This is a genomic window from Enterococcus sp. OL5 (assembly GCF_006491895.1).
GTDB lineage: Bacteria > Bacillota > Bacilli > Lactobacillales > Enterococcaceae > Enterococcus_D > Enterococcus_D innesii.
This window is the reverse complement of the sequence record NZ_VHIL01000001.1, coordinates 224,563-249,016: the sequence shown is the minus strand read 5'-3', so window position 1 is coordinate 249,016 and position 24,454 is coordinate 224,563. Positions and strand designations below refer to the sequence as shown.

Genomic DNA, 24,454 nt, shown 5'->3' with positions numbered 1-24,454 from the left:
ATCTTCTTTTTTGCAGGAGGATATGATGAGAAAAAGAACAAAAGTTTTGATCGGTGTATTGATCACCGTTGTTATTTTAACTATTGCTGGTTGGGTCGGTTGGCAACAACTGCATTACCCAGCAGTGGATGCTGCAGTTACAGCTGCGAAAGAGGCAGATGATGAGGGAAATGTCCTTTATTTTGCTGGAGATAAAGAAAAGCCATTGGTTATTTTCTATCCCGGTGCTCTTGTCGATGCGGAAAGCTATAGTGTATGGGCAGCAGGTTTAGCGGAAAAAGGCTATCCTGTCGCGATCGTTAAAATGCCCTTTAACATGGCTGTTTTAGCAGGCAATCGTGCAGAAGCCGTTTTGAAAGAAATTCCCCATGACTCCTATGTGATAGGTGGTCATTCATTAGGTGGCGTCATGGCAAGCCGTTTTGCAGCGAATCAGTTGGCTGCAAATGACAAGGATTTAAAAGGGGTCTTTTTCTTTGCAAGTTATCCCGATGAAAAAGGTTCGTTAGCTGATCAATCGATTTCTGTGTTGTCACTATCAGGTAGTCAAGATCAAGTAGTAAATCAAGAAAATTGGCAAGCCGCCCGCAGCTTCCTACCAGATTCGACCATCTTCGAAACAATTGAAGGCGGCAATCATGCTGGCTTTGGTACTTATGGGTTACAGAAAGGAGAAGCAGCTGCTGATTTATCAAATGAAGCACAGCAAAAAGCCATCATTGAGCAGATGGCATCATGGTTAAGTGAATTAGAGTAAAAAAGACGGCAGAAGATGCATAGAAATGCTTCTTTCTGCCGTTTCGATTCAACAGACATTTTGGGGAAATGTTGATGAAATCGTGAAAACGCTGAACATAACAACATATTGTACTTGATTGGGGAAGCAAGATTAATAATTATGTTCTTTTAAAATACGTTTCCTCTCACAGTATAGCATAGCACACGTTCATGATGCACGTAATTTAATTAAGAAATCCTGTCATTTTATTTACAAAACAGTTATTTTGTAAAAGAAAAAAAGCGTTTTAAATAAACTGACAATCGTAGTCCCAGAAAAAAAAGCAAATAATAATTTTCATTGATTTCAACTAATGGTAAAATGAAAATAATTGATTTTTACAATCAATGACTTTCGAAAGTACAAGGAGCGTTATGATGAAAAAATTAAAACTTCTAAGTCCTATCATCGGATTGGTTATTTTACTCTCAGGATGTGCAAGCTGGGCAGATCGAGGAGAATCGATCACAGCAGTCGGGTCTTCTGCCTTGCAGCCACTCGTAGAAACAGTTGCGGAAGAATTTCAAAATTCAAATCCGGGACGGTTCATTAATGTCCAGGGGGGCGGAAGCGGAACCGGATTAAGTCAAGTCCAAGCAGGCGCAGTCGATATCGGGAATTCTGATTTGTTTGCAGAAGAAAAGCCGGGAATCGATGCGGATGCCCTCGTTGACCACCGGGTCGCAACGGTGGGTATCACACCGATCGTTAACAAAGGGGTCGGGATCACAGATATTTCTACAGAAGATTTAAAAAATATCTTCCTAGGAAAGATCACCAATTGGAGCGAAGTCGGTGGCAATGATCTACCCATTGTTTTATTGAACCGGGCGACCGGTAGTGGTACGAGAAGCACGTTTGAAAAATGGATCATGGATGGTGAAACAGCAATTCCTTCCCAAGAGCAAGATTCTAGTGGGATGGTTCGCTCGATCGTTTCTGATACACCAGGGGCTATTAGCTACGTTGCATTTTCTTATGTGACCGATGAAGTCAATGTCCTTTCAATTGATGGTGTTGAACCTACGATTGAAAATGTGACGACGAATGATTGGAAAGTTTGGGCGTATGAGCATATGTATACAAAAGGAGAACCAACCGGATTAACTGCTGAGTTTTTAGAATATATGCTTTCTGACGAAGTTCAAGAGCATATCGTTGGCGATCTAGGCTATATTCCAATCTCGATCATGCAGGTGGAAAGAGACTGGGAAGGCAACATTGTCGAATAATCTTTACACAAAATTTACACAAGCTTTAACAGAAATTGATGTTGAATCGATAAACTAATGGTTATGAGTTTAGTTTGATTTTTGAGGAGGAACCCTCGTGGAAAATGTAAAAGAAGTGTTAACAAAAAAATCTAAGCGCGCAAGAATGGAGCAAAGAGGAAAGCTGGTCAGCTTTCTATGTATCGCGTTGATTGTATTGGTTGTGATCTCCATTTTTTACTTCGTTGCTAGCCGAGGATTAGCGACATTCTTTGTAGACAAAGTCAATGTGTTTGACTTTTTGTTTGGTACCCAATGGAATCCAAGTGCTGTTGGTCCTGATGGCCAACCTTTAGTTGGTGCTTTACCGATGATTCTTGGCTCGTTCTTCGTAACGTTCCTATCAGCAATCGTTGCAACACCTTTTGCCATTGGTGCAGCCGTCTTTATGGTAGAAATCTCACCTCGTAATGGAGAGAAGATCTTGCAGCCGGTCATCGAACTTTTAGTCGGTATCCCTTCAGTTGTTTATGGTTTCATCGGTTTGTCTGTCGTTGTACCAGCAGTCCGCTCCGTTTTTGGCGGTACTGGTTTTGGGATCTTGGCGGGGACCTTTGTCCTGTTTATCATGATCTTACCGACAGTGACTACGATGACGGTCGATGCGCTGCGGGCAGTCCCTCGGCATTACCGTGAAGCTTCGTTAGCTTTAGGTGCAACGCGCTGGCAGACGATTTACAAAGTGGTTCTACGAGCAGCTGTTCCTGGTATTTTAACAGCGGTTGTTTTCGGAATGGCTCGCGCATTTGGGGAAGCATTGGCGATCCAAATGGTTATCGGTAATGCGGCATTGATGCCAACTAGCTTAGTGACACCAGCTTCAACATTGACTTCTATCCTAACGATGGGTATCGGAAATACGATCATGGGGACAGTCCAAAATAATGTCTTGTGGTCATTAGCCTTGATCTTGTTATTGATGTCCTTACTGTTTAACATTGTGATTCGCTTTATTGGGAAGAAAGGAGCCTTGAAATAATGAATGCGAAACGTTCAGATAAAATTGCTACCGGCGTCTTGTATGCCGTTGCTGGCATCATTGTATTGATTTTGGCTTCCTTATTACTGTACATTTTGGTTCGGGGGGTTCCCCATATCAATTGGGAGTTTCTGACTTCTTCTTCAAAAGCGTACCAAGAAGGTGGCGGGATCGGCATCCAATTGTTCAATTCCCTTTACTTGCTTTTAGTAACAATGATCATTAGCTTCCCGATTTCTTTAGGAGCAGGGATCTACTTATCCGAATATGCAAAGAAAAACTGGTTGACGGATATCATTCGGACATCAATCGAAATCTTGAGTTCACTGCCTTCTGTGGTTGTCGGTCTCTTTGGTTTCTTAGTCTTTGTTATCCAGTTTGGTTATGGCTTTTCAATCATTTCAGGTGCTTTGGCATTGACTTTCTTTAATTTGCCACTATTGACGAGAAATGTGGAAGAATCTCTACAAGCGATTCATTACACGCAGCGTGAAGCGGGCTTGTCTTTAGGCTTATCACGTTGGGAAACTGTCACACGCATTATTGTTCCAGAAGCAACACCAGGGATTTTGACTGGGGTCATTCTAAGTTCTGGTCGGATTTTTGGTGAAGCGGCAGCGCTGATCTACACTGCAGGACAAAGTGCACCGGCCCTTGATTTTACAAACTGGAATCCATTGAGTGTTTCCAGCCCGATCGGTCTTTTCCGACAAGCGGAGACGCTAGCAGTCCATATTTGGAAAATCAATACAGAAGGTACGATGCCTGATGGCGCGCAAGTTTCAGCCGGGGCTTCGGCGGTATTGATCATTGCCGTCTTGCTATTTAACTTTGGCGCCCGTGCAGCTGGCAAACGGTTGTACAAGAAAATGACGTCAGCATAAGGAGAATGACAGTATGAACGATTACAATTGGGACGATCGAAATATCATTACCTTCGATAAACCAGAAGACGTGGCGCTTTATACCACTGACTTGCATGTATGGTATGGATCAAATGAAGCCATCAAAGGCATTGATCTACAATTTGAAAAAAATAAAATCACCGCATTGATCGGACCTTCCGGTTGCGGAAAATCAACGTATCTGCGTTCTTTGAATCGAATGAATGATGGGATCGCAAACACGAGAGTCACAGGAAACATCATGTATAAAGGAGTCGACGTCAACACAAAAGAAGTCGATGTCTTCGAAATGCGCAAGCGGATCGGCATGGTTTTCCAACGACCAAATCCTTTCAGTAAATCGATCTATGACAATATTGCCTTTGCTTTACGTCGTCATGGAGAAAGAAACAAAAAGAAATTGGATGAAGCAGTCGAAACCAGCTTGAAACAAGCGGCTCTTTGGGACCAAGTAAAAGACAGTTTAGACAAAAGTGCTTTGGCATTATCTGGTGGGCAGCAGCAACGTCTGTGTATCGCTCGAGCAATTGCGATGAAACCAGATATCTTACTTCTAGATGAACCAGCCAGCGCCCTTGACCCCATCTCGACCGGGACAGTGGAAGAAACCCTCATCAACTTGAAAAACGACTATTCAATCATCATCGTGACCCACAACATGCAGCAAGCTGCTCGGATCAGCGATTATACTGCCTTTTTCTACTTAGGAAATGCGATCGAGTACGATGAGACCCGTAAGATATTTACTCGTCCAAAAATTAAAGCAACAGAAGATTACGTATCCGGTCACTTTGGCTGAGCCGATTCGATCAGTAAACGGAGGCAAAACAATGGCAGAAGAAATTATTACATCGAAAGATCTGCATTTATACTACGGAAAAAAAGAAGCATTAAAAGGAATCGACCTTTCCATTAAACAAGGCGAGATCACTGCGATGATCGGTCCTTCAGGTTGTGGGAAATCGACCTACTTGCGTTCTCTTAATCGAATGAATGATTTGATCCCTGGTGTGACAATTACAGGAAGTGTTGTCTATAAAGGGAAAGACATTTATAGTCCGAAGCAAGACATCGTTGATTTGCGTAAAGAAATCGGGATGGTTTTTCAACAACCGAATCCATTTCCCTTTTCAATTTACGAAAATGTGATTTATGGGTTAAAATTAAAAGGAGTCACCGACAAAGCGATTCTTGATAAAACAGTGGAAGAAAGCCTGAAAGCAGCGTCTGTCTGGGAAGATGTCAAAGATAAGCTTCACCAAAGTGCGCTATCTTTATCCGGTGGACAACAGCAGCGGGTATGTATCGCTCGGGTATTGGCTGTCGATCCAGAAATCATTTTGCTGGATGAACCAACCAGTGCGTTAGACCCAATTTCATCTGGGAAAATCGAGAATACCCTTTTGGCACTGAAAGAACGCTATACCATGATCATCGTGACTCACAACATGTCACAAGCTTCAAGAATCTCAGATAAAACCGCGTTCTTTTTGGACGGCAACTTGATCGAGTTCAATGACACGAAAAAAGTGTTCCTAAGTCCAAGCAAAAAAGAAACAGAAGATTATATCTCAGGAAGATTTGGTTAGGAGGAAAAGGGATGTTGCGTACACAGTTTGAAGAAGAATTATTAAATCTACACAATCAATTTTATGAGATGGGTATGCTAGTCAGCAGTGCGATCCACAAATCCGTACGAGCATATGTTAGACATGATAAAGCAATTGCTCAAGAAGTGATCGAAAATGATTTGGCGATCAACAATATGGAAGTTCGTTTGGAGAAAAAGAGCTTTGAAATGATTGCTTTGCAACAACCAGTAACCACCGATCTACGAATGATCATTACTGTAATGAAAGCCAGCTCTGACTTGGAACGAATGGGAGACCATGCAGTATCGATCGCGAAGTCAACGATTCGGGTCAAAGGTGAAACACGGATCGCCGAAATCGAAAAAGAAATTTCTGATATGTCGGATTATGTCAAGAAAATGGTCGATAATGTTTTAGTTGCCTATGTAAAAACCGACCAAGAAGATGCCCGTATGATCGCCCAAATGGATGATCGGGTCAATGAGTATTACAAAGATATCTATTACAAAACGATCGAGAGTATGAAAGAAAATCCGGAAACCGTTGTTAGTGGAACCGACTATTTATCTGTTGCTCAGTACCTAGAACGTATCGGTGACTACGTAACGAATATTTGTGAATGGATCGTGTATCTTGCTACTGGGAAAATCAGTGAATTGAATACCAACCGTACGGAAATGATCTAAGAAACCAGCTTAGATTCTTGATCACTTATCTCTTTTATTAGAGATGGGACGGACCGTCGAAAGAAGTTGACCTTCGGGAAACAACTTCTCTCGGCGGTCTTTTTGATGTGAAGCAAGTGCTACGGATGATTATGATTCATTGAAAAGGATCGTTAGTTTTTTACTAAGAGTTACAGAAGTAAGCATGCTTTTGACCTTCCATGCATTGAAAAGTCGATTATTGATTGAGTAGCGGCCAACAGCGGAAAAAACTGTTGTGAATGACCTCGAAAATCCTTCACAGTAGCAGTTTTATTCCTCAGAGTTGTTACTAGCTGAAACTTTTGTTTCCAATGGTTTTTCGTGGTACTGTTAAGATAAGGAAGATCGTTTTCTGCCTAAAGTAATCAAGAAGAAGTGCCGGTTCTGCTTGCCAATCTGCAGATTGAGAAAAACTTGGTACTTAAGACCTATGACACTTTCGCAAAAACAAGGCATAATAGGTTCGTAAGCTAAACTTGCAATCACACATTTGCTGAAGGAGGCAATTTCCATGAACGAAAGAGAACGTATATTGGATCTAGTAAAAAAAGGTGTGCTTTCTACAGAAGAAGCCTTAGATTTACTAGAAGGTATGGCAAAAGCCAAAGACGAAAAACAAATTAACAAAGCTGCTGCTGAGGTAACCGCGGATAAGAATGCGACAAGCCCATTTGATGATACTGAAAATAACGATGAGATGTTCACGTTTGACGGCGAAGAAAAGCTTCGTCAAAACGAAGCGCAAGACAAAGAAAATCTTGAAAAGATTCTCGATGGCTTAGCAACAGAAGCCAACCAAGCATCTGCTGAGTTGGACGAAATCAATGCTGAAATTCTTGGTGTCAAAGAAGAATTAAAAGAAGCACAAGAAACACTGATGCAATTGAACACCAAAGAAGAATTGGATCAATTGTCAGAAGATGAATTGGCAACACGTCATGAAACAGAAGCGACCATTACTGGCTTAGAAGAAACCTTAGATGGTTTAACCGAAGAAAAAGCAGAATTGGAAGCTAAACTAAAAAATATTCGTAAAGACCAATGGTCTCAAACGAAAGAGAAAATCTCTCAAAAATTAGATATTCCAGAAGATTGGAAAGAACAAGCGACCGATACTATCAATCAAGTAAGTGAAAAAATGGTCGATGCCAGCACACACTTCGGACATTTCTTGAAGAAAACGGTTCGGGCAGTGACAGAGTCAGTCAATGACAACATGGAATGGAAAGACATCAACTTAAAAGTTCCCGGTGTTGCAGCGACAAAATTTGAGCATACATTCAGCTATGACGAAACGGCAGCGACATTGATCGATGTGAAATTAGCAAACGGCAATGTTTCCTTCCAATTATGGGATGAACCAGGTGTCAAAGTAGATGCCAAAATCAAACTATATGGTAAAATGGATGCGGCGGAGCCTTTCGATGCTTTTGAAGCAAGAAGCCAAATCAATGTTGATGATGAACGCATCTCTTTCCAAATTCCCAACAAACGCATTCGTGCCGATCTCGTTTTCTACTTGCCAAAACGTACCTATGATCATGTGGCAGTAAAACTATTGAACGGCAATGTTACATTCAATGAATTAGATGCGAAAGATGTTTATACAAAGTCAACAAACGGCAATATCGATTTCCGCAAAGTAAATGCATCGATGTTAGAGATTGAAGGCGTGAATGGAACGATCACTGTTCAAGATGGTGAGATTTTAGATGCCATCATCGAAACGGTGAACGGAGACGTTACGTTGACAGCAACGCCACAAAATACCGGCATTTCTTTAGTTAACGGTAATATCCGCGTGACCTATAAAGAAGAAACGGTCCAAAAATTAAACGCCAGTTCTGTAAATGGGAATGTCAAAGTAGCATTACCTGCAGGGATCGGTTTCGAAGGGATCGCCAAAACAAGTTTAGGTAGCATCAACAATCGTTTAAGCGAGATGGAAGTTGTGCGTGAGAAAAAAGAACGCCTAAACCAACTATTGCAATTCCGTCGAGTTGCCGATAAAGTCGCTCAAATCGATCTATCCACAACAACAGGAAATGTCTTTATCAAAGATACAGACAAATAAGAATCGCTGGGTTTACACTCATTAAAGAAAAGAAGGAAGGTGTAGATAAATGAACAAAAAATTAACAAAATCAGCCAATAACGTTGTCATTACAGGTACTCTAGGGGGTCTGGCAGAATACTTGCGAATCGATCCAACTATCGTTCGCGTGATCTATGTCTTTCTATCTTTAGTGACTGCTGGGTTCCCTGGAATCACTTTATATATCATCATGGCGGTCTTGATTCCTTCAGGACGCAAGAGCACCTCAGGATATGGCCACGACAATCACTACTACAAACAAAACAAATACAATGAAGCAAATCGTCCCCGTAAAGAAGCGGAAAAGGTGGAGGATGAGGACTGGAGTGACTTCTAGTGTCTTATTTTCAACGGCTTATCATGAATACACTGACGTTTGTCGCATTGGCAGTTCTATTACCAAATATGATCCACGTTCAAAGCATTATGACTGCAGTGATCGCCAGTTTCGTACTGTCGATCCTGAATGCTTTGATTAAACCAATTCTGATCGTCATTTCATTTCCATTGACTTTACTGACGCTTGGTTTTTTCACCTTTGTGATTAATGCACTCATGCTGAATTTGACTTCGTATTTTGTTGGGTCAGCCAACTTCGGCTTCTCCTCGTTTGGAGCTGCGCTCTTAGTGGCGTTGATCATGTCAGTAATCAATATGATCGTGACCGAACACCATATCGAAAAATATTCACGTTAAAAAGACGTTTCACGTTTTCTCCACTAACTATGAAGCTAGTGGAGAAACGGAAACGTCTTTTTTTAGTTTAACTGTTCTTCTTTGATGGCTGCCAGGTACGTATCTACTGCCTGTAACGTTTCATCAAGTGCACCTTTTTCAAAAGGTGATCGCAAATGAGCAAGAGCCAGGATCTCAAGAAATGTTTTCGTGCCGCCGACTTCGCAGATGGCCAAATAATCTTGCCAAGCGGTTTCGTCTTTTGCCACGATGAATCGATACCAAAATTGGAATGCACACACTTGCGCCAATGTATAATCGATATAATAGAAAGGTGATTCAAAAATATGCCCTTGTCTAAACCAATACAAGCCACGATCAAGGTCTGGATATTCTGAATAATCCCGCTCAGGACAATATTGGCGTTCTAATTCCCGCCAACGGGCTTTGCGCTGCGCGGGTGACCATTCGGGATGCTCATAAACGTCCTGTTGGAAGTGATCCACTAAAACGCCATAAGGCAGAAATTGCAGGCTACTAGCAAGATGCGCGAATTTGTATTTTTCTGTTTCTTCTTCGAAAAAGGCATCCATCCATGGCCAGGCGATAAATTCCATCGACATTGAATGGATCTCGCAAGACTCATAATTTGGAAACAAAATTTCCGGTTCTTTGATCCAACGAGAGCGAAAGGCTTGAAAGGCATGGCCAGCTTCGTGGGTCAAAACATCGACATCACCAGAAGTACCGTTAAAGTTGGCAAAGATAAATGGCGATTGATAGTCTTGGATAAACGTACAGTAGCCGCCAGATTGTTTGCCTTTTTTGCTTAGTAGATCAAGTAGGTCATGCTCGACCATAAAATCAAAAAATTCGCCAGTTTCAGGGGATAGTTCCTGATACATCACACGGGCTTTTTCTACTAGTTCTTCAGGAGTTCCTTTAGGCTCTGCGTTACCACTAGGATAAACAAGCGGCAGGTCGGTAAAGGTTGCCTGAGTCAATTGGTTACGCTGCGCCTGTCTTTGGTACAGTTTTTGGGTAATTGGGACGACTTTTTCTAAAATTTCCCGACGATAGGTCTCGATCATTGAACGATCATAGTCCCAACGATTCATTTGGGTATCCGCAAAGGCAACATAATTTTCAAAGCCGAGCTTGTGGGCGATCTCGGTACGAACCTTGACCATCTCGTCATAAATTTGATCAAAACGGTCTTCATTTTCCGTGAAGAAAGCCGTTTGTTTTTCAAACGCTTCTTTTCGAACACCGCGATCTTTGTTTTCGGTAAATGGTCGCAGTTGTGCGAGGGTATAGGTTTCTCCTTGGAAGTCGATTTGGGCAGAAGCGACCAATTTGCTGTAATCGGAAGCCAATTGGTTTTCTTTTTGAAACAATTCGATCAAGGCCTCATCAAAAAGCTTCACGCGGCTTTCGGCAAACAAGAAAATTGTTTCTGGATATTCGGCTTTTAATTCATCTAAGACCGGTGAAGCCAGGAGTGCTTGATAGAATTGAAAATCCAGAGCTTCAAAATGAGGCTGGTATTCATTCCAAAAAGTATCTTCTGCTTCATAAAAGGCATCGTTGGTATCGATCGAATAGCGGATCGAAGCCAAGTTCATTGCAGTATCGATCGTTCCTCTTAGTTCGTTCAAAGCATCAAGTGCTTGCTTCGCCTCCGAGAAGGTATCGGCTGAATGAAGGTTTGCTAAGGCTTTTTTGAATGTTTCTTGATAGACTGGAAAATCAGGGCGTTGATACGTGTATGCTGAAAATTTCATTAAAAATCCCTCCTTAGTAAAATAATAACACAAACGAAAAAGAATGAGGACTTCTATTGGCGAAGGTAGTAACTTTACTGATAGAATGATAAAATAGAACCAGAGTGTCGTTTACAAGAAGCAGCGGCAAGAATCATTGAGAAAAGAGGGAAAACCTATGGCAGAAACCGTCAAAGTCAGCGAGCTGGCGGAGGCTTTAAATTTAGAGATAGTGGAAGGAACTGAAAACAGTTTAGAAAGAGAAATCATTACCGGCGATATTTCCCGACCTGGTTTGGAATTGACGGGTTATTTTAATTACTATTCCCATGATCGTCTGCAATTATTCGGCAGCAAAGAGATCACCTTTGCGGAACGAATGATGCCAGAAGAACGCTTGATGGTGATGCGCAAAATGTGTGCCGATGATACACCTGGATTTATCGTTTCTCGCGGCTTGGAAGTACCAGCGGAAATGATTCAAGCTTGCAAAGAACATGAGATCACGATTCTACGTTCGCCCATCTCAACGTCACGTCTGCAAGGAGAGCTTTCTAGTTTTCTCGATGGGCGTTTAGCAACAAGAACCAGTGTTCATGGGGTATTAGTGGATGTCTATGGCTTAGGCGTTTTGATCCAAGGCGATAGCGGAATTGGGAAAAGCGAAACAGCATTAGAGTTGATCAAACGTGGGCATCGGTTGATTGCTGATGATCGGGTGGATGTGTATAAGCAAGATGAATTGACTTTGGTGGGGGAACCGCCGAAAATCTTGCAACACTTGATCGAGATCCGCGGAATCGGGATCATCGATGTCATGAATCTTTTTGGTGCCAGTGCCGTACGAGGATATATGCAGGTTCAAGTAGCGGTGTATTTAGAAGCTTGGGCGAAAGACAAAAAGTATGATCGACTAGGAACCGATGATACGACGGTTGAAATTGGTGGCGTCGATGTACCACAAATCAAAATCCCGGTAAAAACGGGTCGAAATGTTGCGATTATTATCGAAGTTGCTGCCATGAATTTCCGAGCGAAAACGATGGGCTACGATGCAACGAAGACCTTTGAAAATCGATTGACGCAATTGATCGAAGAAAATTCTGGAAACTAGAGAGGATAAGATAGATGTTAGGTTTAGTAAATCGAGTCGCATTTGAACTATTTGGTTTGCCGATTTATTGGTATGCGATCATTATCGTATCAGGCGTGATCATTGCTATGTGGTTAAGTACGAGAGAAGCGGTTCGTGTCGGGCTCAAGCCAGATGATGTGACTGATTTTATGTTGATTGGATTGCCAGTATCGATCATTGGTGCGCGGCTTTATTATATTCTATTTGACTTGCAATACTACATTGATGACCCAAGTCAAATTTTCAATATTCGCTCTGGTGGGATCGCCATCTACGGCGCTCTGATCGCCGGGGGGATCTGGCTGTACTTTTTCTGCCAACGAAATTTTATTTCTCCCTGGACCTTCTTAGACATCGCCGCACCAAGTGTTTTATTGGCACAAGGAATCGGGCGTTGGGGCAACTTTATGAACCATGAAGCATTTGGAGCTGAAGTCAGCCGCTCCTTCTTAGAAAGTTTGTATATACCGAAATTTATTATCGATAATATGTATATCGATGAAGCGTATCGGCAGCCGACCTTTCTTTATGAATCGGTTTGGAACGTGATTGGATTTATCGTTTTGATCTTCTTGCGTAAGAAAACTGGGTTATTAAAAGAAGGCGAAGTCTTCTTAAGCTACTTGATTTGGTATGGATTCGGACGCTTCTTTATTGAAGGAATGCGCACCGATAGTTTATACTTATTTGGGGATATCCGTGTGTCACAAGCACTTTCCGCATTATTGTTCTTCGGAGCGATCGGACTATTGATCTGGCGCCGGAAAAACCAAACCTTAAAAGACTACAACCGTAGCTTTGGCAAAAACCAAACGATTATCTAAACAGTTATTTTATTGAAATTATGGTAAAATGATAAAGTGCATGAATTTGCGAAAAGGATAGAGGAGGTTTCCATAGTGAAACAGAAAATCGCCGTATTAGGTCCCGGATCATGGGGGACTGCTTTGGCACAAGTCTTGTCCGAAAATGGACATGAAGTGACTATTTGGGGGAACAATCCCGCCCAAATCGATGAAATCAATACGTATCATACCAATCGGCATTATTTGCCTGATTTGAAATTACCTGAAAATATCTTAGGCTGCAAAAATCTAGAAGAGGCGATCCAAGGAGCAGATGCTGTCTTGTTTGTGGTACCAACCAAAGCGATTCGTGCCGTGGCACAAGAGTTCGCTGAAAAGACAACCGGCAAACCAGTTATCATCCATGCCTCAAAAGGATTAGAACAAGGCAGCCATAAACGAATCTCAGAAGTACTTGCTGAAGAGATCCCAGCTGATAAACGCCAAGAAATCGTTGTCCTGTCAGGACCATCACATGCTGAAGAAGTCGCTGTCCATGATATCACCACGATCACGGCAGCTTCAGAAAATGAAACGGCTGCTAAATATGTACAAGAGCTGTTTATGAATGATTACTTTAGAATCTATACCAATAACGATGTGATCGGTGTCGAAACTGGTGCCGCTTTGAAAAACATCATCGCTATTGGTGCCGGTGCGATTGCTGGACTGGGCTTTGGGGATGATGCGAAGGCTGCGATCATGACCCGGGGGTTAGCAGAAATCAGTCGTCTTGGTGTGGCAATGGGTGCCAATCCTTTAACCTTTATCGGATTGAGTGGGGTTGGCGATTTGATTGTTACGTGTACCAGTGTCCACTCGCGGAATTGGCGTGCCGGAAATCTATTAGGAAAAGGCCATAGCTTAGATGAAGTGTTAGACAATATGGGGATGATCGTTGAAGGAGTTTCAACCACTAAAGCTGCTCGCGAATTAGCAGAAGCTTTGTCGGTGGAAATGCCAATCACAGAAACGATTTATTCGGTCTTGTATGAAGGCAAAGACATCAAGCAAGCAGCGAAAGATATTATGCTGCGAGACGGCAAAGAAGAAAACGAATTTACGGTAGATCAATCATTATGATTAAAGGAGCGAGTCACATGAATGTCAAAAAAGCAGTTATCCCAGCAGCCGGTCTAGGTACCCGATTTTTACCAGCTACAAAGGCAATGGCAAAGGAAATGTTGCCGATCGTTGACAAACCAACGATCCAGTTTATCGTGGAAGAAGCTTTACAATCAGGAATCGAAGATATTTTGATCGTAACAGGGAAAGCAAAGCGTCCGATCGAAGACCATTTCGATGCCAATTTAGAATTAGAGATGAATCTAAAAGAAAAAGGCAAGACAGAGCTTTTAAAATTAGTGGAAGAAACAACGGACGTAAATCTTCATTTCATTCGTCAGTCCCATCCGAAAGGACTAGGTCATGCGGTTTTACAAGCCCGTGCGTTTGTTGGCAACGAACCATTTGTGGTCATGCTAGGTGATGACTTGATGGAAGATCAAGTACCATTGACCAAACAGCTGATCGATAATTATGAAAAAACGCATGCCTCAACGATCGCTGTTATGGATGTTCCTCATGAAGATACATCAAAATACGGAATCATTGATCCTGGTATGGAAGTTGAAAAAGGCTTGTTCAATGTCAAAAACTTTGTTGAAAAACCAGCGCCAGAAAATGCGCCAAGTGATTTAGCGATTATTGGCCGCTACTTGCTGACCCCTGAAATTTTTGATATTTTAGCCAATCAAGAACCAGGTGCTGGCGGCGAGATCCAATTGACGGATGCCATCGACACATTAAACAAAACCCAACGCGTCTTTGCCCATCAATTTACCGGCAAACGTTACGATGTAGGAGACAAATTCGGTTTCTTAAAAACAAGTATTGAATATGGTTTAGTGCACCCTGAAGTCAAAGACAACTTGAAAGAGTATTTGATTGAGTTAGGAAAAGAACTAGCTCCAGCTCAAAAAGAAGTCAAAGAAGCACCGAAAGCGTCAAAAAAATAACACAAACTCCTAAACAAGGCAATTTCTGATGAAATTGCTTTGTTTTTTTATTATTTCCTGTTGAAAGCGGATAATTTTCTTAAAAATGCAGTCTTTTATTTGTAGAAAGTGCAGTGAAATGCTATTCTTAATATAAGTAAATGGGGAAAGGAGCCATTCTATGTCAGGAGGAGAACTAGCTGCATTAATTGCTGCGATCGCATTTGTCGTACTGGTTATTTTCGTCGTTCGTTTGTTGATGCAAGTCAGCAAGACAATGACCAAAGTCGACAAAACGGTTGAAGAGGCAAACACAACCATCCGTGTCATTACCAAAGATGTTGATATTCTTTCAAAAGAGGTTGAAGGTCTATTGGTAAAAACGAATGAGCTTTTACAAGATGTGAACGGAAAAGTCGCAACCATCGATCCTTTGTTCACAGCAGTCGCAGATCTAAGTACCAGTGTTTCAGAATTAAATGTTTCTGGAAAAAATTTAATTACGCGTGTGGGTAGTCTTGGCCGGACGACTGCCAAAGCAACGGTAGCTGGAAAAGTCGGTCAAACAACCATGAAATTTTTCAAAGACAAAAATAACCAAAAATAAAAGGAGGACTTTCAATGAGTAAAAAAGGCGGATTTTTATTAGGAGCAATCATCGGAGGAACAGCGGCAGCAGCAGCAGCACTTTTGTTGGCGCCAGAATCTGGTAAAACATTAAGAAATAAATTAGCAAAACAAGCAGACGATTTATTAGATAAAGCATCTGATTATGGTGATTTAGCCAAAGAAAGAAGTACGGATCTTGTTGATATCGCTAAAGATAAAGCAGCAAAATTAAGCGAGCAAGCATCTGATTTTACCGGTTCTTTAACAGCGAAAGTTGATGACTTAAAAGAAACAGCAGCTGGTTCTTCAGAAGAAACTATTGAAGAGTTAAAGAAACAAGCAGGGGATCTATCAGAACGCTTCAAAAAATCAGCGAGCGATGTAAAAGAAACATCCAAAGATGCCAAAGAAGATGCAGATGATACAGTCCAAGATATCATCATTGATGCAAAATCTTCAGCAGCAGATATGAAAAAAACTGTCAAAGAAGGGGCAGAAGAAGCGAAACCTGTTGTCGAAGAAGCAAAAAAAGATGGTCAAGCAGCCGCAGCTGATTTGAAAAAAGAAGCTGGAAAAGCAGCAGATGATGCCAAAAAAACAGCGAAAGCAGAAACAAAAGCAGCCAAAGCTGACTTGGAAGATGCGAAAGAAGAATTAAAAGACACATTAGAAAAAAACAACCCAGAAGCATAAGTAAGGATAAAACTTGATTGCTTTAAAAGATAAAAACGTTCGCCAGTTAAATCGGCGAACGTTTTTTTGTGATTTCAGTAGTTATTCGTTTGATGCTTGGGCGATTTCCCAATCGCAAAGTTGATAGAGCCAATCCTGCAGTTGACTGAATGAAAAACCAATTTCCTCAGCGAGCGCCACATTGATCGAATAAGCAGGTGTACCATTGTAAGGGCCTTGATCGCCTGTTTCTGAAAAGAGCGGGGAAAGACCGGTTTTTGTCGATACGTATTGCAGTACTTCTTCTAAAGAGATCGTACCTTTTGACGCACCATTGATGGGTCCGGTGAATGAGCTAGTACCTAGAAACGCTAAAAATTTACCAGCTTCTTGGGCATCCACAAAGCCCATTTGATGCGTTAGATTATCGACAGCCATTGGCTTTTGCTTTATCAGATGGTCAATGTAAAAGGTAAAACGTTTTGTGTAATCATCTGCACCAATCACATAAGGAAAGCGGACAAAAACGGACGGGATCTGACTGTATTTTTGGGTCAGAATTTCTTCCACGGTTCGCTTGCCTTGTGCATAATTGACCTCCTCAGAGCTGACCAGTCTGAAGGGTTCTTTAGCAGGATCAAAATCCGCTTCAATCAAATCGAAGTGTAATTCATGGTAGGCAGACATTGAGCTAGTAACGATGTAGCGTTTCGGTGTGACATGACGCAGTAGGATCTCAATGTCGTTGGAAGTATAAGCAATATTGTCGTAAATGACATCATAGGTTTCTTTTGTTAATGCCGTTTTGATACTTTCTTCCTCCGTACGGTCGAAGATGATTCTGTTGACTTGATCGCCAAAGGAATCGTTCGTCTTTCCTCTGGTAGCAATCGTGACATCACAGCCTTGATCTACTAAAGATTGGACCAAATATTTACCGAAAAAACGCGTGCCGCCTAAAACCAACACTTTTTTACTCATAAGAACACTCCTTTTCATGTAATTTCAACATGTTGCGCCGTTACATTAGAAAATCAAGATAAAACCAGCAATTCTTTTGCTGTTTTGGTAAAAGGTACACAGCCATTTGCAGTGACATACACACAGTCTTCAATGCGGACACCGACCTGATCTGGTAAATAAATGCCCGGTTCGATAGAGAAGCACATGCCTTCTTCGATCACTAAATCATTGCCAGTGATCAAAGAGGGGAACTCATGAACCGTGGTCCCGATGCCGTGTCCTAGACGATGGTTGAAGTAGTCGCCGTAGCCATAGCCAGTAATCACATCACGAGCAATCTTGTCTAATTCTCCAGCGGTGATCCCAGGTTTGACCGCTGCTTGCGCTGCTAGTTCTGCTTCAAGAACGATGTCATAAATTTTTCTTTGTAATGCAGTCGGTTCTTTATAGGCAACCGTTCTGGTTGCATCACTGCAATATCCTTTCCAAACGACCCCAAGGTCAAACAAGACAAGTTCATTGGCAGTCACTTTGCGCTCACCAGGTACGCCATGAGGACTTGCTGCATTGGCACCAGCTAATACGGTCGTATCGAAGGACATATGGGAAACCCCACGTTTTTTCAACTCGTACTCAATTTCTGCCACGATTGCCATTTCGCTGACGCCTTCTTTGATGGCAGCAAACCCAATCTCAAAAGCAACATCTGCCCAGTTGCCAGCTTCTAGCAAGGTGTCAATCTCAGCCGCCGTTTTGGTTAACTGCATTTTTTGAATGATCGGGGTCACATCTAAAGAAAAATCGGTCTGTGGCAAAAAGCGTTTCAATGCTTCATAACGCTCGACGGAAAGATCATTCTTTTCTAACGCCAAGGAAGAGACTTGGTAACGAGAGGTCAATTCCTGACAGATTTTCGCCCAAGGGTCTTCACTATCGAGATAGCCGATAATGTCAAAGGGCCAACCACTATTTTTTGCTTCTTCTACTTCCAGAGCTGGTGTAAAAAGAAAGGGATCTTTTCCAGGAGCGACAAACAGAGCAAGGACCCGCTCATGAGGCTCACTTTTAAAACCGGAAAAATAAGCGATGGTTGCTGGATTAGAAATATAAGCAACATCGGCGCCATTGGTTTTCAACCAGCCATTTAACTCATTGATTTTTTTCTCATTCATTTGAAAAAACCTTCTTTCAAGTATTCTTTTTCTATTTTATCATGCTTTGGAAGAGAATAGGGGCGGGGAAAGTAGGAAATTGCTAAGTTTTCATGAAAACAAAATTAAAACGGTTGCAAATCCGGAAAAAATTTGCTATTCTAACAAAGAAATGTAAATAAGATTTTCTGAAAATAGAATAAGGGAGATATATCATGGAAAAACAAACAATTACGATTTATGATGTTGCACGGGAAGCGAATGTATCGATGGCAACTGTTTCACGGGTAGTCAACGGAAATCCAAATGTAAAACCAGCAACTCGTAAGAAAGTGCTGGAAGTGATCGACCGCTTGGATTATCGGCCAAACGCAGTTGCTCGAGGGTTAGCAAGTAAAAAGACCACAACTGTAGGTGTCATCATTCCTGATGTCAGCAATATGTTCTTTTCATCACTTGCTCGTGGGATCGATGATGTAGCGACCATGTATAAATACAATATCATCTTAGCCAACTCTGATGGCGATACGATGAAAGAAGTCAACGTTCTGAACAACTTGTTAGCAAAACAAGTGGACGGCGTTATCTTCATGGGTCATCGCATCACGGATGAAATTCGCGGGGAATTCTCTCGCTCAAAAACACCAGTCGTTTTAGCTGGTTCGATCGATCCTGATGAACAAGTAGGAAGTGTCAATATCGATTACACAGCAGCTGCCAAAGATGCTGTTTCATTATTGGCGAAAAACAATCAAAAAATCGCTTTTGTTAGCGGTGCTTTGATCGATCCAATCAATGGCCAAAACCGCTTGAAAGGCTACAAAGAAGCCTTGAAAGAAAACAACCTTGACTATTCTGAAGGGTTGATCTTTGAATCACCATACAGCTTTAAAGAAGGCTTAGCATTAGTTGATCGCATCATCAACAGTGGTGCAACAGCAGCTTATGTCACAGACGATGAGTTAGCGATCGGTGTCTTAGATGGTTTGTTAGACAAAGGTGTTAAAGTTCCTGAAGATTTCGAGATCATCACCAGCAACAATTCATTATTGGCTGAAGCCGCTCGTCCACGCTTATCAAGTGTTACCCAACCATTGTATGATATGGGTGCCGTTGCGATGCGTCTATTGACAAAAATGATGAACAAAGAAGATGTAGAACAAAAAACGATCATCTTGCCTTACGGTATTTCAGAAAAAAGCTCTACGAAATAAGCAGCGATTCACGGAACCTTTACAAGTGGAACAACACTACGTTGTTCCGCTTTTTACTTTTACGATCGTTCGTGTGGGTAGAAAATCTACGGATTTTTTACCCACACTTTTTTTGCATAAAAAAACTGATCAGCACAAGGCTGATCAGTCATCATTATTCGTTGTATTTGCTTGGTCATTGTCTTGTTCATCGTCATCATCATCATTTGCTGTAGGCGTGGCATTGTTTGAAGTATTATTAGACGATGTATTTGAAGAGCGATTGGTTGAACGGCTAGACGATGCTTTTTTCCAATAGTCAGCGTAATTAGCGTCCGAACCGCCGATCCCAAACTTAAAGTCGACCGTATCCGGTCCGCCAGTGGCCCAATATGAGTTGACGGTATCGCTTGGATTCGTGTAGGTTCGATTATCGACCCGCACGGTGCCTCCTGGTTGGGTCCCTGTAAATTTGGAAACTTTGACTTTTTTCACGTCATTTGAAAGCTCAAACTTCTGATCCACACCAAAAACTTCTTGATTTGTTTGATAGATCCGATTGATTAAGTAAGCCATGTAATTGGCTGTCCGAGTTCCTGCAGCACTATCAGTAGCTTTGTTGTCATCCCGTCCTGACCAGCTGCTGATAGTGATCGATGGGGTGGAAACGACTAGCCAAGAGTCTGACCAGTTATTGGTGGAACCAGTTTTACCGACCCAATCGGCATTCCCGAGATTCCAATCTAATCCACTGATAACTGTTTTGAAGGTACTGGTTTTTTGCTCATCGATGACACTGCGCATCATGTCGGTCATGATAGAAGCCGTCGCTTCAGAAAAGACCTGTACTGGTTTGGCTTCATGCTGATAAAGCACTTCGCCTTCATTGTCTTTGATGGATTCGATGATGTAGCCTTGCTGATAGACACCATTATTAGCAAATGTTTGGAAGCCATTCGTTTGATTCAACACTGTGACATCCGTAACCCCTAATGGCGCTGATTCATATGCCCAGCTATTATCTTCCGGATAGCCCATTTTGCTTAAATAATTTGTGTAGGCGTAAAAATGATCGCCTTCTTTTTCCCAAAGATCTTGGAAAATATTTGTCGCTGCGATATTACTGGAAACTTCTAGTGATTCGCGAATCGACATGAAGGTATTGGTTCCGCGGTTTGTGGCATTGACGATTGACTCACCAGCATTTTCTCCCGTCCGCCATTTTGCGGCATAGTCAGAAACCATCGATTCTGAGCCCATCAAACCACTTTCGATGGCCGGACCATAAACCAGCATTGGTTTGATACTTGATCCTGCTTGACGTTTGGCATCAAAGGCATGATTGAATTGATTTTCAGCATAGTTACGACCACCAATAAAGCCTAAGACTTTCCCAGTGGCATTATCCATCATAACATTGCCGACTTCGATGGTGGCGTCGCCCCAATTGTCTAACATAGAGCCGTATTTATCAACGGCATCTTGCATCGCATTATAAATGTCTTTATCGATCGTTGATGTGACGGTATAGCCACCATTAACGAGTTTTTGTTGCGCCAATTCGAAGTATTTTTGATAGGTTTCGTCTTTGGCATATTCTTCATCACTGACATCATCTTCATCTGCCAGTTGTTTGGCAATAATATCTTTTGCTTCATTTAAAACAGTATAATAGAGGAAGCTTTGATCCGTTTGTTCGATAGCTTCTTGCTTTTTGAAGTCTTGTTTTAAGTCATAATTAAGTGCTTCTTCGTATTCTTCTTTCGTAATATCGTGGTTGCGATACATACTGAAGAGGACAAAGTCTTTCCGTTCTAAGCCCGCAGTCAGGTTCTCCTTTATCTCACCCGTATTAGTATAAGGGCTGTAGACGATCGGACTTTGGGGCAGTCCTGCAATGAAGGCTGCTTGTGGTAAAGTTAGGTCAGCTGCATTAACGCCGAAAATTCCTTGCGCCGCTTCTTGCACACCTGCGATATTTTGCCCTTTATTGTTCCGACCAAAAGGAGAGATGTTTAGATACATAGTGACGATCTCGTCTTTATCAAAAAACTTCTCTACTTCCATGGCTAATAGGATCTCGTTGGCTTTGCGTTTGAAGGTCGTTTCACTGGAAAGGATTTGTTGTTTTACCAGCTGTTGGGTCAAAGTGGAACCCCCGCTGCCGCCAAAACCTGTCGCTTCAGATAATAATGCTCGCACGACCGCTTTTGGTACGACGCCATTGTGAATATTAAAATATTCGTCTTCGGTTGCGATGATTGCTTTTTTCAAGTAGTCCGAAATTTGATCGGAATTAACCGACGTTCGCATCAGGTCTGAGCGAATCGTTGCGATTTTACTGCCATCTGAGTATGCGAGTTGAGAAGTCTCTGTGATGTCGGTCAGTTCTTTCTGCAACTCTTCTTTAGAAGGAGCTGCGGTATCTTCCACAAGAAAAGCAAAGTAGCCGGCACCGATCCCTAAGGCTAAAGAGCCGCCAAGCACCAGCAAAGAAATAGCGACTAAGAATAAGGCATGTAAAACCCTTAGACTGATGTTGAAATAGAACCAGCCTCTATTTTTGTTTTCTGTATTCTTTTGTTTTTTCGTTTTCTGGGACAAAAAGAGTCACCTCAATAAATTAGAATAGATTCCGTGTAATTATAGCAAAAAACAAGACGCTTGGGTAGCACCCTATCCGTTATCTCAAGAAGAGGATCAGGAAATTCCTTTTCACGGTTGGATTCGATCAGTGAAAACAAAGGAAAACGAAAGGATTTGCCTAAAAGTTTCTTTTTTGGTAAAGGACTTTGAGAGAAAGACTTTTCATTACCCTCTTTTTCAGTTAAGATGAACAATGAAGCAATTATTAGGAGGAGAAAGAATGAGTACAGACTTTTTTGAAGAACTAAAGCAACGCGGATTAGTTCATCAGACCACAGACGAAGCAGCCTTGACCAAACAATTAAATGAAGAGTCTGTGAAACTATATATCGGCTTTGATCCTACCGCAGATAGCCTGCATATTGGTCATTTATTGCCTATTTTGATGTTGCGCCGTTTCCAACAAAACGGACATGTGCCGATCGCATTAGTTGGTGGCGGTACAGGAATGATCGGTGACCCATCCTTTAAAGATCAAGAACGTCAATTAAACACATTAGATACCGTTTTGGAATGGTCACAAAGTATCAAGAGCCAATTATCTCGCTTTATTGATTTTGATGACCAAGAAAATCCTGCCATCATTGCCAATAACTATGAATGGTTAGGGGAATTGAAACTGATCGATTTCTTACGGGACACTGGGAAAAACTTTACCATCAACTACATGATGAGCAAAGAAAGTGTCAAACGTCGGATCGAAACAGGAATTTCCTACACCGAATTTGCATACCAGCTTTTACAAGCCTATGACTTTTTGAACCTTTACGACAACCACGGTTGCTTGTTGCAATTAGGCGGTAGCGATCAATGGGGGAATATCACCTCTGGAATCGAATTATTGCGTCGTGAACGGGAAGTCCAAGGGTTTGGGTTGACTATGCCATTGATCACAAAAGCAGACGGAACCAAATTTGGGAAAACAGAAGGCAATGCCGTTTGGCTGGATGCTAAGAAAACGACACCTTACGAGTTCTACCAATTCTGGATTAATACCGATGATCGTGATGCAGTTAAATTCTTGAAATATTTCACCTTCTTATCATTAGAAGAGATCGCTGCGATCGAAGCAGAATTTAACGCTGCACCAGAATCTCGAGCAGCGCAAAAAGCTTTGGCAAAAGAAGTCACTACTTTGGTTCATGGGGCAGAGGCTTATGAACAAGCCGTACGCATCTCAGCAAGTTTATTCAGTGGCAACATCAAAGAGTTGAACGCTGAAGAGATCGAACAAGGCTTTAAAGGGGTTCCTAGCCACCAGGTAACAACTGATGATTCTTTGAACATCATTGAAGTATTGACAACTGCTAAAATCGAACCATCAAAACGTCAAGCAAGAGAAGACGTACAAAATGGGGCCATCTACATCAATGGGGAACGCGTCCAAGACCTAACGTACGAGATCCAAGCAAGTGATCGGATCGGTGGGAAATACGTCGTGATTCGTCGTGGCAAGAAAAAATATTTCTTACTAACATTTTAATCGCAAAAAGCGAACCGCCCTGTTGGTTCGCTTTTTTCAAATTTTTGTAGAGGAAGGGTTTTTGTTGGAATGGGAAACATAGTGTTGAATGCCGCCGGCTTATTTGCCATGATTTTCTTAGGATATTTTCTTAAGCAATGGAAAGTCCTTTCGAAAGCCGATGGCTCGATCTTATCCAAAATTATTTTGAATGTAACGTTACCGGCGGCAATCATTTTGAATTTAGCTGCAATGCAAGTACAAGTCAGTGCCCTTAGTTTGATTGTGATCGCGTTGATCATTACGATCGTCCAAATCCTCTTCGCATTTTTCTTGACCAAAAACGAATCAAGTACCTTGCAGCAGTTTGCGATGTACTGCGGGTCAGGCTTTAATATCGGCAATTTTGCGATTCCTTTTGCCCAAAGCTTTTATCCTTTAGGGATTCCGCTGATTTCGCTGTTTGATATGGGAAACAGTATCATGTTGGCAGGGGGAACGACGATTTTTATCGAATTCTTGATTGGAAAGCGGACGACATTTGAACCAGGGAAAATCTTTTTGAATCTCCTGCGCTCGCCAACATTTACCATTTATCTAGTGATGCTGATTATCCGCAGTGCGGATTGGAGGATCCCTGAGGCGGCATTAGCGCTTGTCCAACCAATCGGGATCGCAAATACGTTTTTGTCCATGTTTATGATTGGCTTATTTTTGGATTTCCGCTTACCGAAGCACACTACGCCAACGGTAATCAAAATTTTAAGCTTGCGCTACGGACTGGCCTTCGTGCTGTTTGCGGCTTTCTATGTTTTACCAATCCCAGTTTTATTAAAGCCAGTTCTTTGTTTGTTAGTGTTTGCTCCGATTCCCTTGTTCGGTGTCATTAATTCCGTGATTGCTGGGATGGAGGAAGAAGCAGTAGGGTTCGTTTCTTCCATTAGCTTTTTGATAAGTATGCCGCTAATGACGGGTGTCCTAATGTTATTTGGACTCGCTTGATAAAAAAATACGGC

23 protein-coding genes are annotated in these 24,454 nt (G+C 41.9%); 19 read left to right on the top strand and 4 right to left on the bottom strand.

Going from position 1 to position 24,454, the window contains the following annotated elements; all coding sequences use genetic code 11:
- Positions 1 to 25: 25 nt before the first annotated feature.
- The 10 genes from FJU10_RS01135 (at position 26) to FJU10_RS01090 (ending at position 9,023) form a co-directional block, all read left to right on the top strand.
- On the top strand, positions 26 to 757 hold the full coding sequence (locus FJU10_RS01135; protein WP_170920104.1) for an alpha/beta hydrolase: 732 nt from the start codon (positions 26 to 28) through the stop codon (positions 755 to 757).
- A gap of 398 nt (positions 758 to 1,155) precedes the next feature.
- On the top strand, positions 1,156 to 2,010 hold the full coding sequence (locus FJU10_RS01130) for a phosphate ABC transporter substrate-binding protein PstS (protein ID WP_086292174.1): 855 nt from the start codon (positions 1,156 to 1,158) through the stop codon (positions 2,008 to 2,010).
- Positions 2,011 to 2,107: 97 nt separating this feature from the next.
- Complete coding sequence (gene pstC, locus FJU10_RS01125) at positions 2,108 to 3,028, top strand: phosphate ABC transporter permease subunit PstC (protein WP_077454324.1); 921 nt, start codon at positions 2,108 to 2,110, stop codon at positions 3,026 to 3,028.
- Positions 3,028 to 3,912: a phosphate ABC transporter permease PstA gene (gene pstA / locus FJU10_RS01120; RefSeq protein ID WP_077454323.1), complete on the top strand. Its 885-nt coding sequence runs from the start codon at positions 3,028 to 3,030 to the stop codon at positions 3,910 to 3,912. Before pstC ends, pstA begins: the two co-directional genes overlap by 1 nt.
- A gap of 13 nt (positions 3,913 to 3,925) precedes the next feature.
- Positions 3,926 to 4,732: a phosphate ABC transporter ATP-binding protein PstB gene (gene pstB, locus FJU10_RS01115; RefSeq protein ID WP_005225783.1), complete on the top strand. Its 807-nt coding sequence runs from the start codon at positions 3,926 to 3,928 to the stop codon at positions 4,730 to 4,732.
- Positions 4,733 to 4,763: 31 nt separating this feature from the next.
- Positions 4,764 to 5,522 carry a phosphate ABC transporter ATP-binding protein PstB gene (pstB, locus tag FJU10_RS01110; RefSeq protein ID WP_077454322.1) on the top strand — a complete coding sequence of 253 codons (759 nt, stop codon included), beginning with the start codon at positions 4,764 to 4,766 and terminating at the stop codon, positions 5,520 to 5,522.
- An 11-nt stretch (positions 5,523 to 5,533) separates the two neighbouring features.
- A complete protein-coding gene (gene phoU, locus FJU10_RS01105) occupies positions 5,534 to 6,211 on the top strand; it encodes a phosphate signaling complex protein PhoU (protein WP_008378477.1) in 678 nt (225 codons plus the stop codon).
- Positions 6,212 to 6,743: 532 nt separating this feature from the next.
- The gene (liaX, locus tag FJU10_RS01100; RefSeq protein ID WP_140964925.1) at positions 6,744 to 8,306 is read left to right on the top strand and encodes a daptomycin-sensing surface protein LiaX; all 1,563 of its coding nucleotides are present in this window, start codon (positions 6,744 to 6,746) and stop codon (positions 8,304 to 8,306) included.
- A gap of 49 nt (positions 8,307 to 8,355) precedes the next feature.
- Entirely contained in the window at positions 8,356 to 8,664 is a 309-nt protein-coding gene (locus FJU10_RS01095) for a PspC domain-containing protein (protein ID WP_005225787.1), read from the top strand.
- Positions 8,664 to 9,023, top strand: coding sequence for a phage holin family protein (locus FJU10_RS01090; RefSeq protein ID WP_140964924.1), 360 nt, complete (start codon positions 8,664 to 8,666; stop codon positions 9,021 to 9,023). Before FJU10_RS01095 ends, FJU10_RS01090 begins: the two co-directional genes overlap by 1 nt.
- 62 nt (positions 9,024 to 9,085) lie before the next feature.
- On the opposite strand, the gene FJU10_RS01085 is transcribed toward FJU10_RS01090, so the two are convergent.
- Complete coding sequence (locus FJU10_RS01085; RefSeq protein ID WP_140964923.1) at positions 9,086 to 10,786, bottom strand: M3 family oligoendopeptidase; 1,701 nt, start codon at positions 10,784 to 10,786, stop codon at positions 9,086 to 9,088.
- Between the two features lie 157 nt (positions 10,787 to 10,943).
- Here FJU10_RS01085 and hprK point away from each other — a divergent pair, with 157 nt between their 5' ends.
- The 6 genes from hprK to FJU10_RS01055 all read left to right on the top strand — a co-directional run bounded on the left by hprK (position 10,944) and on the right by FJU10_RS01055 (position 16,044).
- The gene (hprK, locus tag FJU10_RS01080; protein ID WP_005235388.1) at positions 10,944 to 11,879 is read left to right on the top strand and encodes an HPr(Ser) kinase/phosphatase; all 936 of its coding nucleotides are present in this window, start codon (positions 10,944 to 10,946) and stop codon (positions 11,877 to 11,879) included.
- A gap of 14 nt (positions 11,880 to 11,893) precedes the next feature.
- On the top strand, positions 11,894 to 12,724 hold the full coding sequence (gene lgt / locus FJU10_RS01075; protein WP_005235390.1) for a prolipoprotein diacylglyceryl transferase: 831 nt from the start codon (positions 11,894 to 11,896) through the stop codon (positions 12,722 to 12,724).
- Between the two features lie 75 nt (positions 12,725 to 12,799).
- The gene (locus FJU10_RS01070) at positions 12,800 to 13,828 is read left to right on the top strand and encodes an NAD(P)H-dependent glycerol-3-phosphate dehydrogenase (protein ID WP_081118074.1); all 1,029 of its coding nucleotides are present in this window, start codon (positions 12,800 to 12,802) and stop codon (positions 13,826 to 13,828) included.
- Positions 13,829 to 13,845: 17 nt separating this feature from the next.
- A complete protein-coding gene (gene galU, locus FJU10_RS01065; RefSeq protein ID WP_074931604.1) occupies positions 13,846 to 14,763 on the top strand; it encodes a UTP--glucose-1-phosphate uridylyltransferase GalU in 918 nt (305 codons plus the stop codon).
- Between the two features lie 160 nt (positions 14,764 to 14,923).
- Positions 14,924 to 15,349 carry a DUF948 domain-containing protein gene (locus FJU10_RS01060; protein ID WP_140964922.1) on the top strand — a complete coding sequence of 142 codons (426 nt, stop codon included), beginning with the start codon at positions 14,924 to 14,926 and terminating at the stop codon, positions 15,347 to 15,349.
- Positions 15,350 to 15,363: 14 nt separating this feature from the next.
- Positions 15,364 to 16,044 (top strand): YtxH domain-containing protein, encoded by a 681-nt coding sequence (locus tag FJU10_RS01055; RefSeq protein WP_140964921.1) that lies wholly within the window; start codon positions 15,364 to 15,366, stop codon positions 16,042 to 16,044.
- A gap of 81 nt (positions 16,045 to 16,125) precedes the next feature.
- Here FJU10_RS01055 and FJU10_RS01050 read toward each other — a convergent pair whose 3' ends face one another.
- Positions 16,126 to 17,004, bottom strand: a complete 879-nt coding sequence (locus tag FJU10_RS01050; RefSeq protein ID WP_140964920.1) for an NAD-dependent epimerase/dehydratase family protein — start codon at positions 17,002 to 17,004, stop codon at positions 16,126 to 16,128.
- 53 nt (positions 17,005 to 17,057) lie between these two features.
- On the bottom strand, positions 17,058 to 18,158 hold the full coding sequence (locus tag FJU10_RS01045; protein ID WP_140964919.1) for a M24 family metallopeptidase: 1,101 nt from the start codon (positions 18,156 to 18,158) through the stop codon (positions 17,058 to 17,060).
- A gap of 194 nt (positions 18,159 to 18,352) precedes the next feature.
- Between FJU10_RS01045 and ccpA the strand changes: the two genes are divergently transcribed.
- Positions 18,353 to 19,351 (top strand): catabolite control protein A, encoded by a 999-nt coding sequence (gene ccpA / locus FJU10_RS01040; protein ID WP_077454315.1) that lies wholly within the window; start codon positions 18,353 to 18,355, stop codon positions 19,349 to 19,351.
- A gap of 144 nt (positions 19,352 to 19,495) precedes the next feature.
- On the opposite strand, the gene FJU10_RS01035 is transcribed toward ccpA, so the two are convergent.
- The gene (locus tag FJU10_RS01035; protein ID WP_081118078.1) at positions 19,496 to 21,934 is read right to left on the bottom strand and encodes a transglycosylase domain-containing protein; all 2,439 of its coding nucleotides are present in this window, start codon (positions 21,932 to 21,934) and stop codon (positions 19,496 to 19,498) included.
- Between the two features lie 262 nt (positions 21,935 to 22,196).
- Between FJU10_RS01035 and tyrS the strand changes: the two genes are divergently transcribed.
- Both tyrS and FJU10_RS01025 read left to right on the top strand, forming a co-directional pair.
- A complete protein-coding gene (gene tyrS / locus FJU10_RS01030; RefSeq protein ID WP_140964918.1) occupies positions 22,197 to 23,459 on the top strand; it encodes a tyrosine--tRNA ligase in 1,263 nt (420 codons plus the stop codon).
- A 69-nt stretch (positions 23,460 to 23,528) separates the two neighbouring features.
- Positions 23,529 to 24,440 carry an AEC family transporter gene (locus tag FJU10_RS01025; protein WP_140964917.1) on the top strand — a complete coding sequence of 304 codons (912 nt, stop codon included), beginning with the start codon at positions 23,529 to 23,531 and terminating at the stop codon, positions 24,438 to 24,440.
- Positions 24,441 to 24,454: the final 14 nt, after the last annotated feature.

Coding starts and splice junctions, on each gene's coding strand:
- FJU10_RS01135 (WP_170920104.1), top strand. CDS start 26: ATGAGAAAAAGAACAAAAGTTTTGATCGGTGTATTGATCACCGTTGTT.
- FJU10_RS01130 (WP_086292174.1), top strand. CDS start 1,156: ATGAAAAAATTAAAACTTCTAAGTCCTATCATCGGATTGGTTATTTTA.
- pstA (WP_077454323.1), top strand. CDS start 3,028: ATGAATGCGAAACGTTCAGATAAAATTGCTACCGGCGTCTTGTATGCC.
- pstB (WP_005225783.1), top strand. CDS start 3,926: ATGAACGATTACAATTGGGACGATCGAAATATCATTACCTTCGATAAA.
- pstB (WP_077454322.1), top strand. CDS start 4,764: ATGGCAGAAGAAATTATTACATCGAAAGATCTGCATTTATACTACGGA.
- phoU (WP_008378477.1), top strand. CDS start 5,534: ATGTTGCGTACACAGTTTGAAGAAGAATTATTAAATCTACACAATCAA.
- liaX (WP_140964925.1), top strand. CDS start 6,744: ATGAACGAAAGAGAACGTATATTGGATCTAGTAAAAAAAGGTGTGCTT.
- FJU10_RS01095 (WP_005225787.1), top strand. CDS start 8,356: ATGAACAAAAAATTAACAAAATCAGCCAATAACGTTGTCATTACAGGT.
- FJU10_RS01085 (WP_140964923.1), bottom strand. CDS start 10,786: ATGAAATTTTCAGCATACACGTATCAACGCCCTGATTTTCCAGTCTAT.
- hprK (WP_005235388.1), top strand. CDS start 10,944: ATGGCAGAAACCGTCAAAGTCAGCGAGCTGGCGGAGGCTTTAAATTTA.
- lgt (WP_005235390.1), top strand. CDS start 11,894: ATGTTAGGTTTAGTAAATCGAGTCGCATTTGAACTATTTGGTTTGCCG.
- galU (WP_074931604.1), top strand. CDS start 13,846: ATGAATGTCAAAAAAGCAGTTATCCCAGCAGCCGGTCTAGGTACCCGA.
- FJU10_RS01060 (WP_140964922.1), top strand. CDS start 14,924: ATGTCAGGAGGAGAACTAGCTGCATTAATTGCTGCGATCGCATTTGTC.
- FJU10_RS01055 (WP_140964921.1), top strand. CDS start 15,364: ATGAGTAAAAAAGGCGGATTTTTATTAGGAGCAATCATCGGAGGAACA.
- FJU10_RS01050 (WP_140964920.1), bottom strand. CDS start 17,004: ATGAGTAAAAAAGTGTTGGTTTTAGGCGGCACGCGTTTTTTCGGTAAA.
- FJU10_RS01045 (WP_140964919.1), bottom strand. CDS start 18,158: ATGAATGAGAAAAAAATCAATGAGTTAAATGGCTGGTTGAAAACCAAT.
- ccpA (WP_077454315.1), top strand. CDS start 18,353: ATGGAAAAACAAACAATTACGATTTATGATGTTGCACGGGAAGCGAAT.
- tyrS (WP_140964918.1), top strand. CDS start 22,197: ATGAGTACAGACTTTTTTGAAGAACTAAAGCAACGCGGATTAGTTCAT.
- FJU10_RS01025 (WP_140964917.1), top strand. CDS start 23,529: ATGGGAAACATAGTGTTGAATGCCGCCGGCTTATTTGCCATGATTTTC.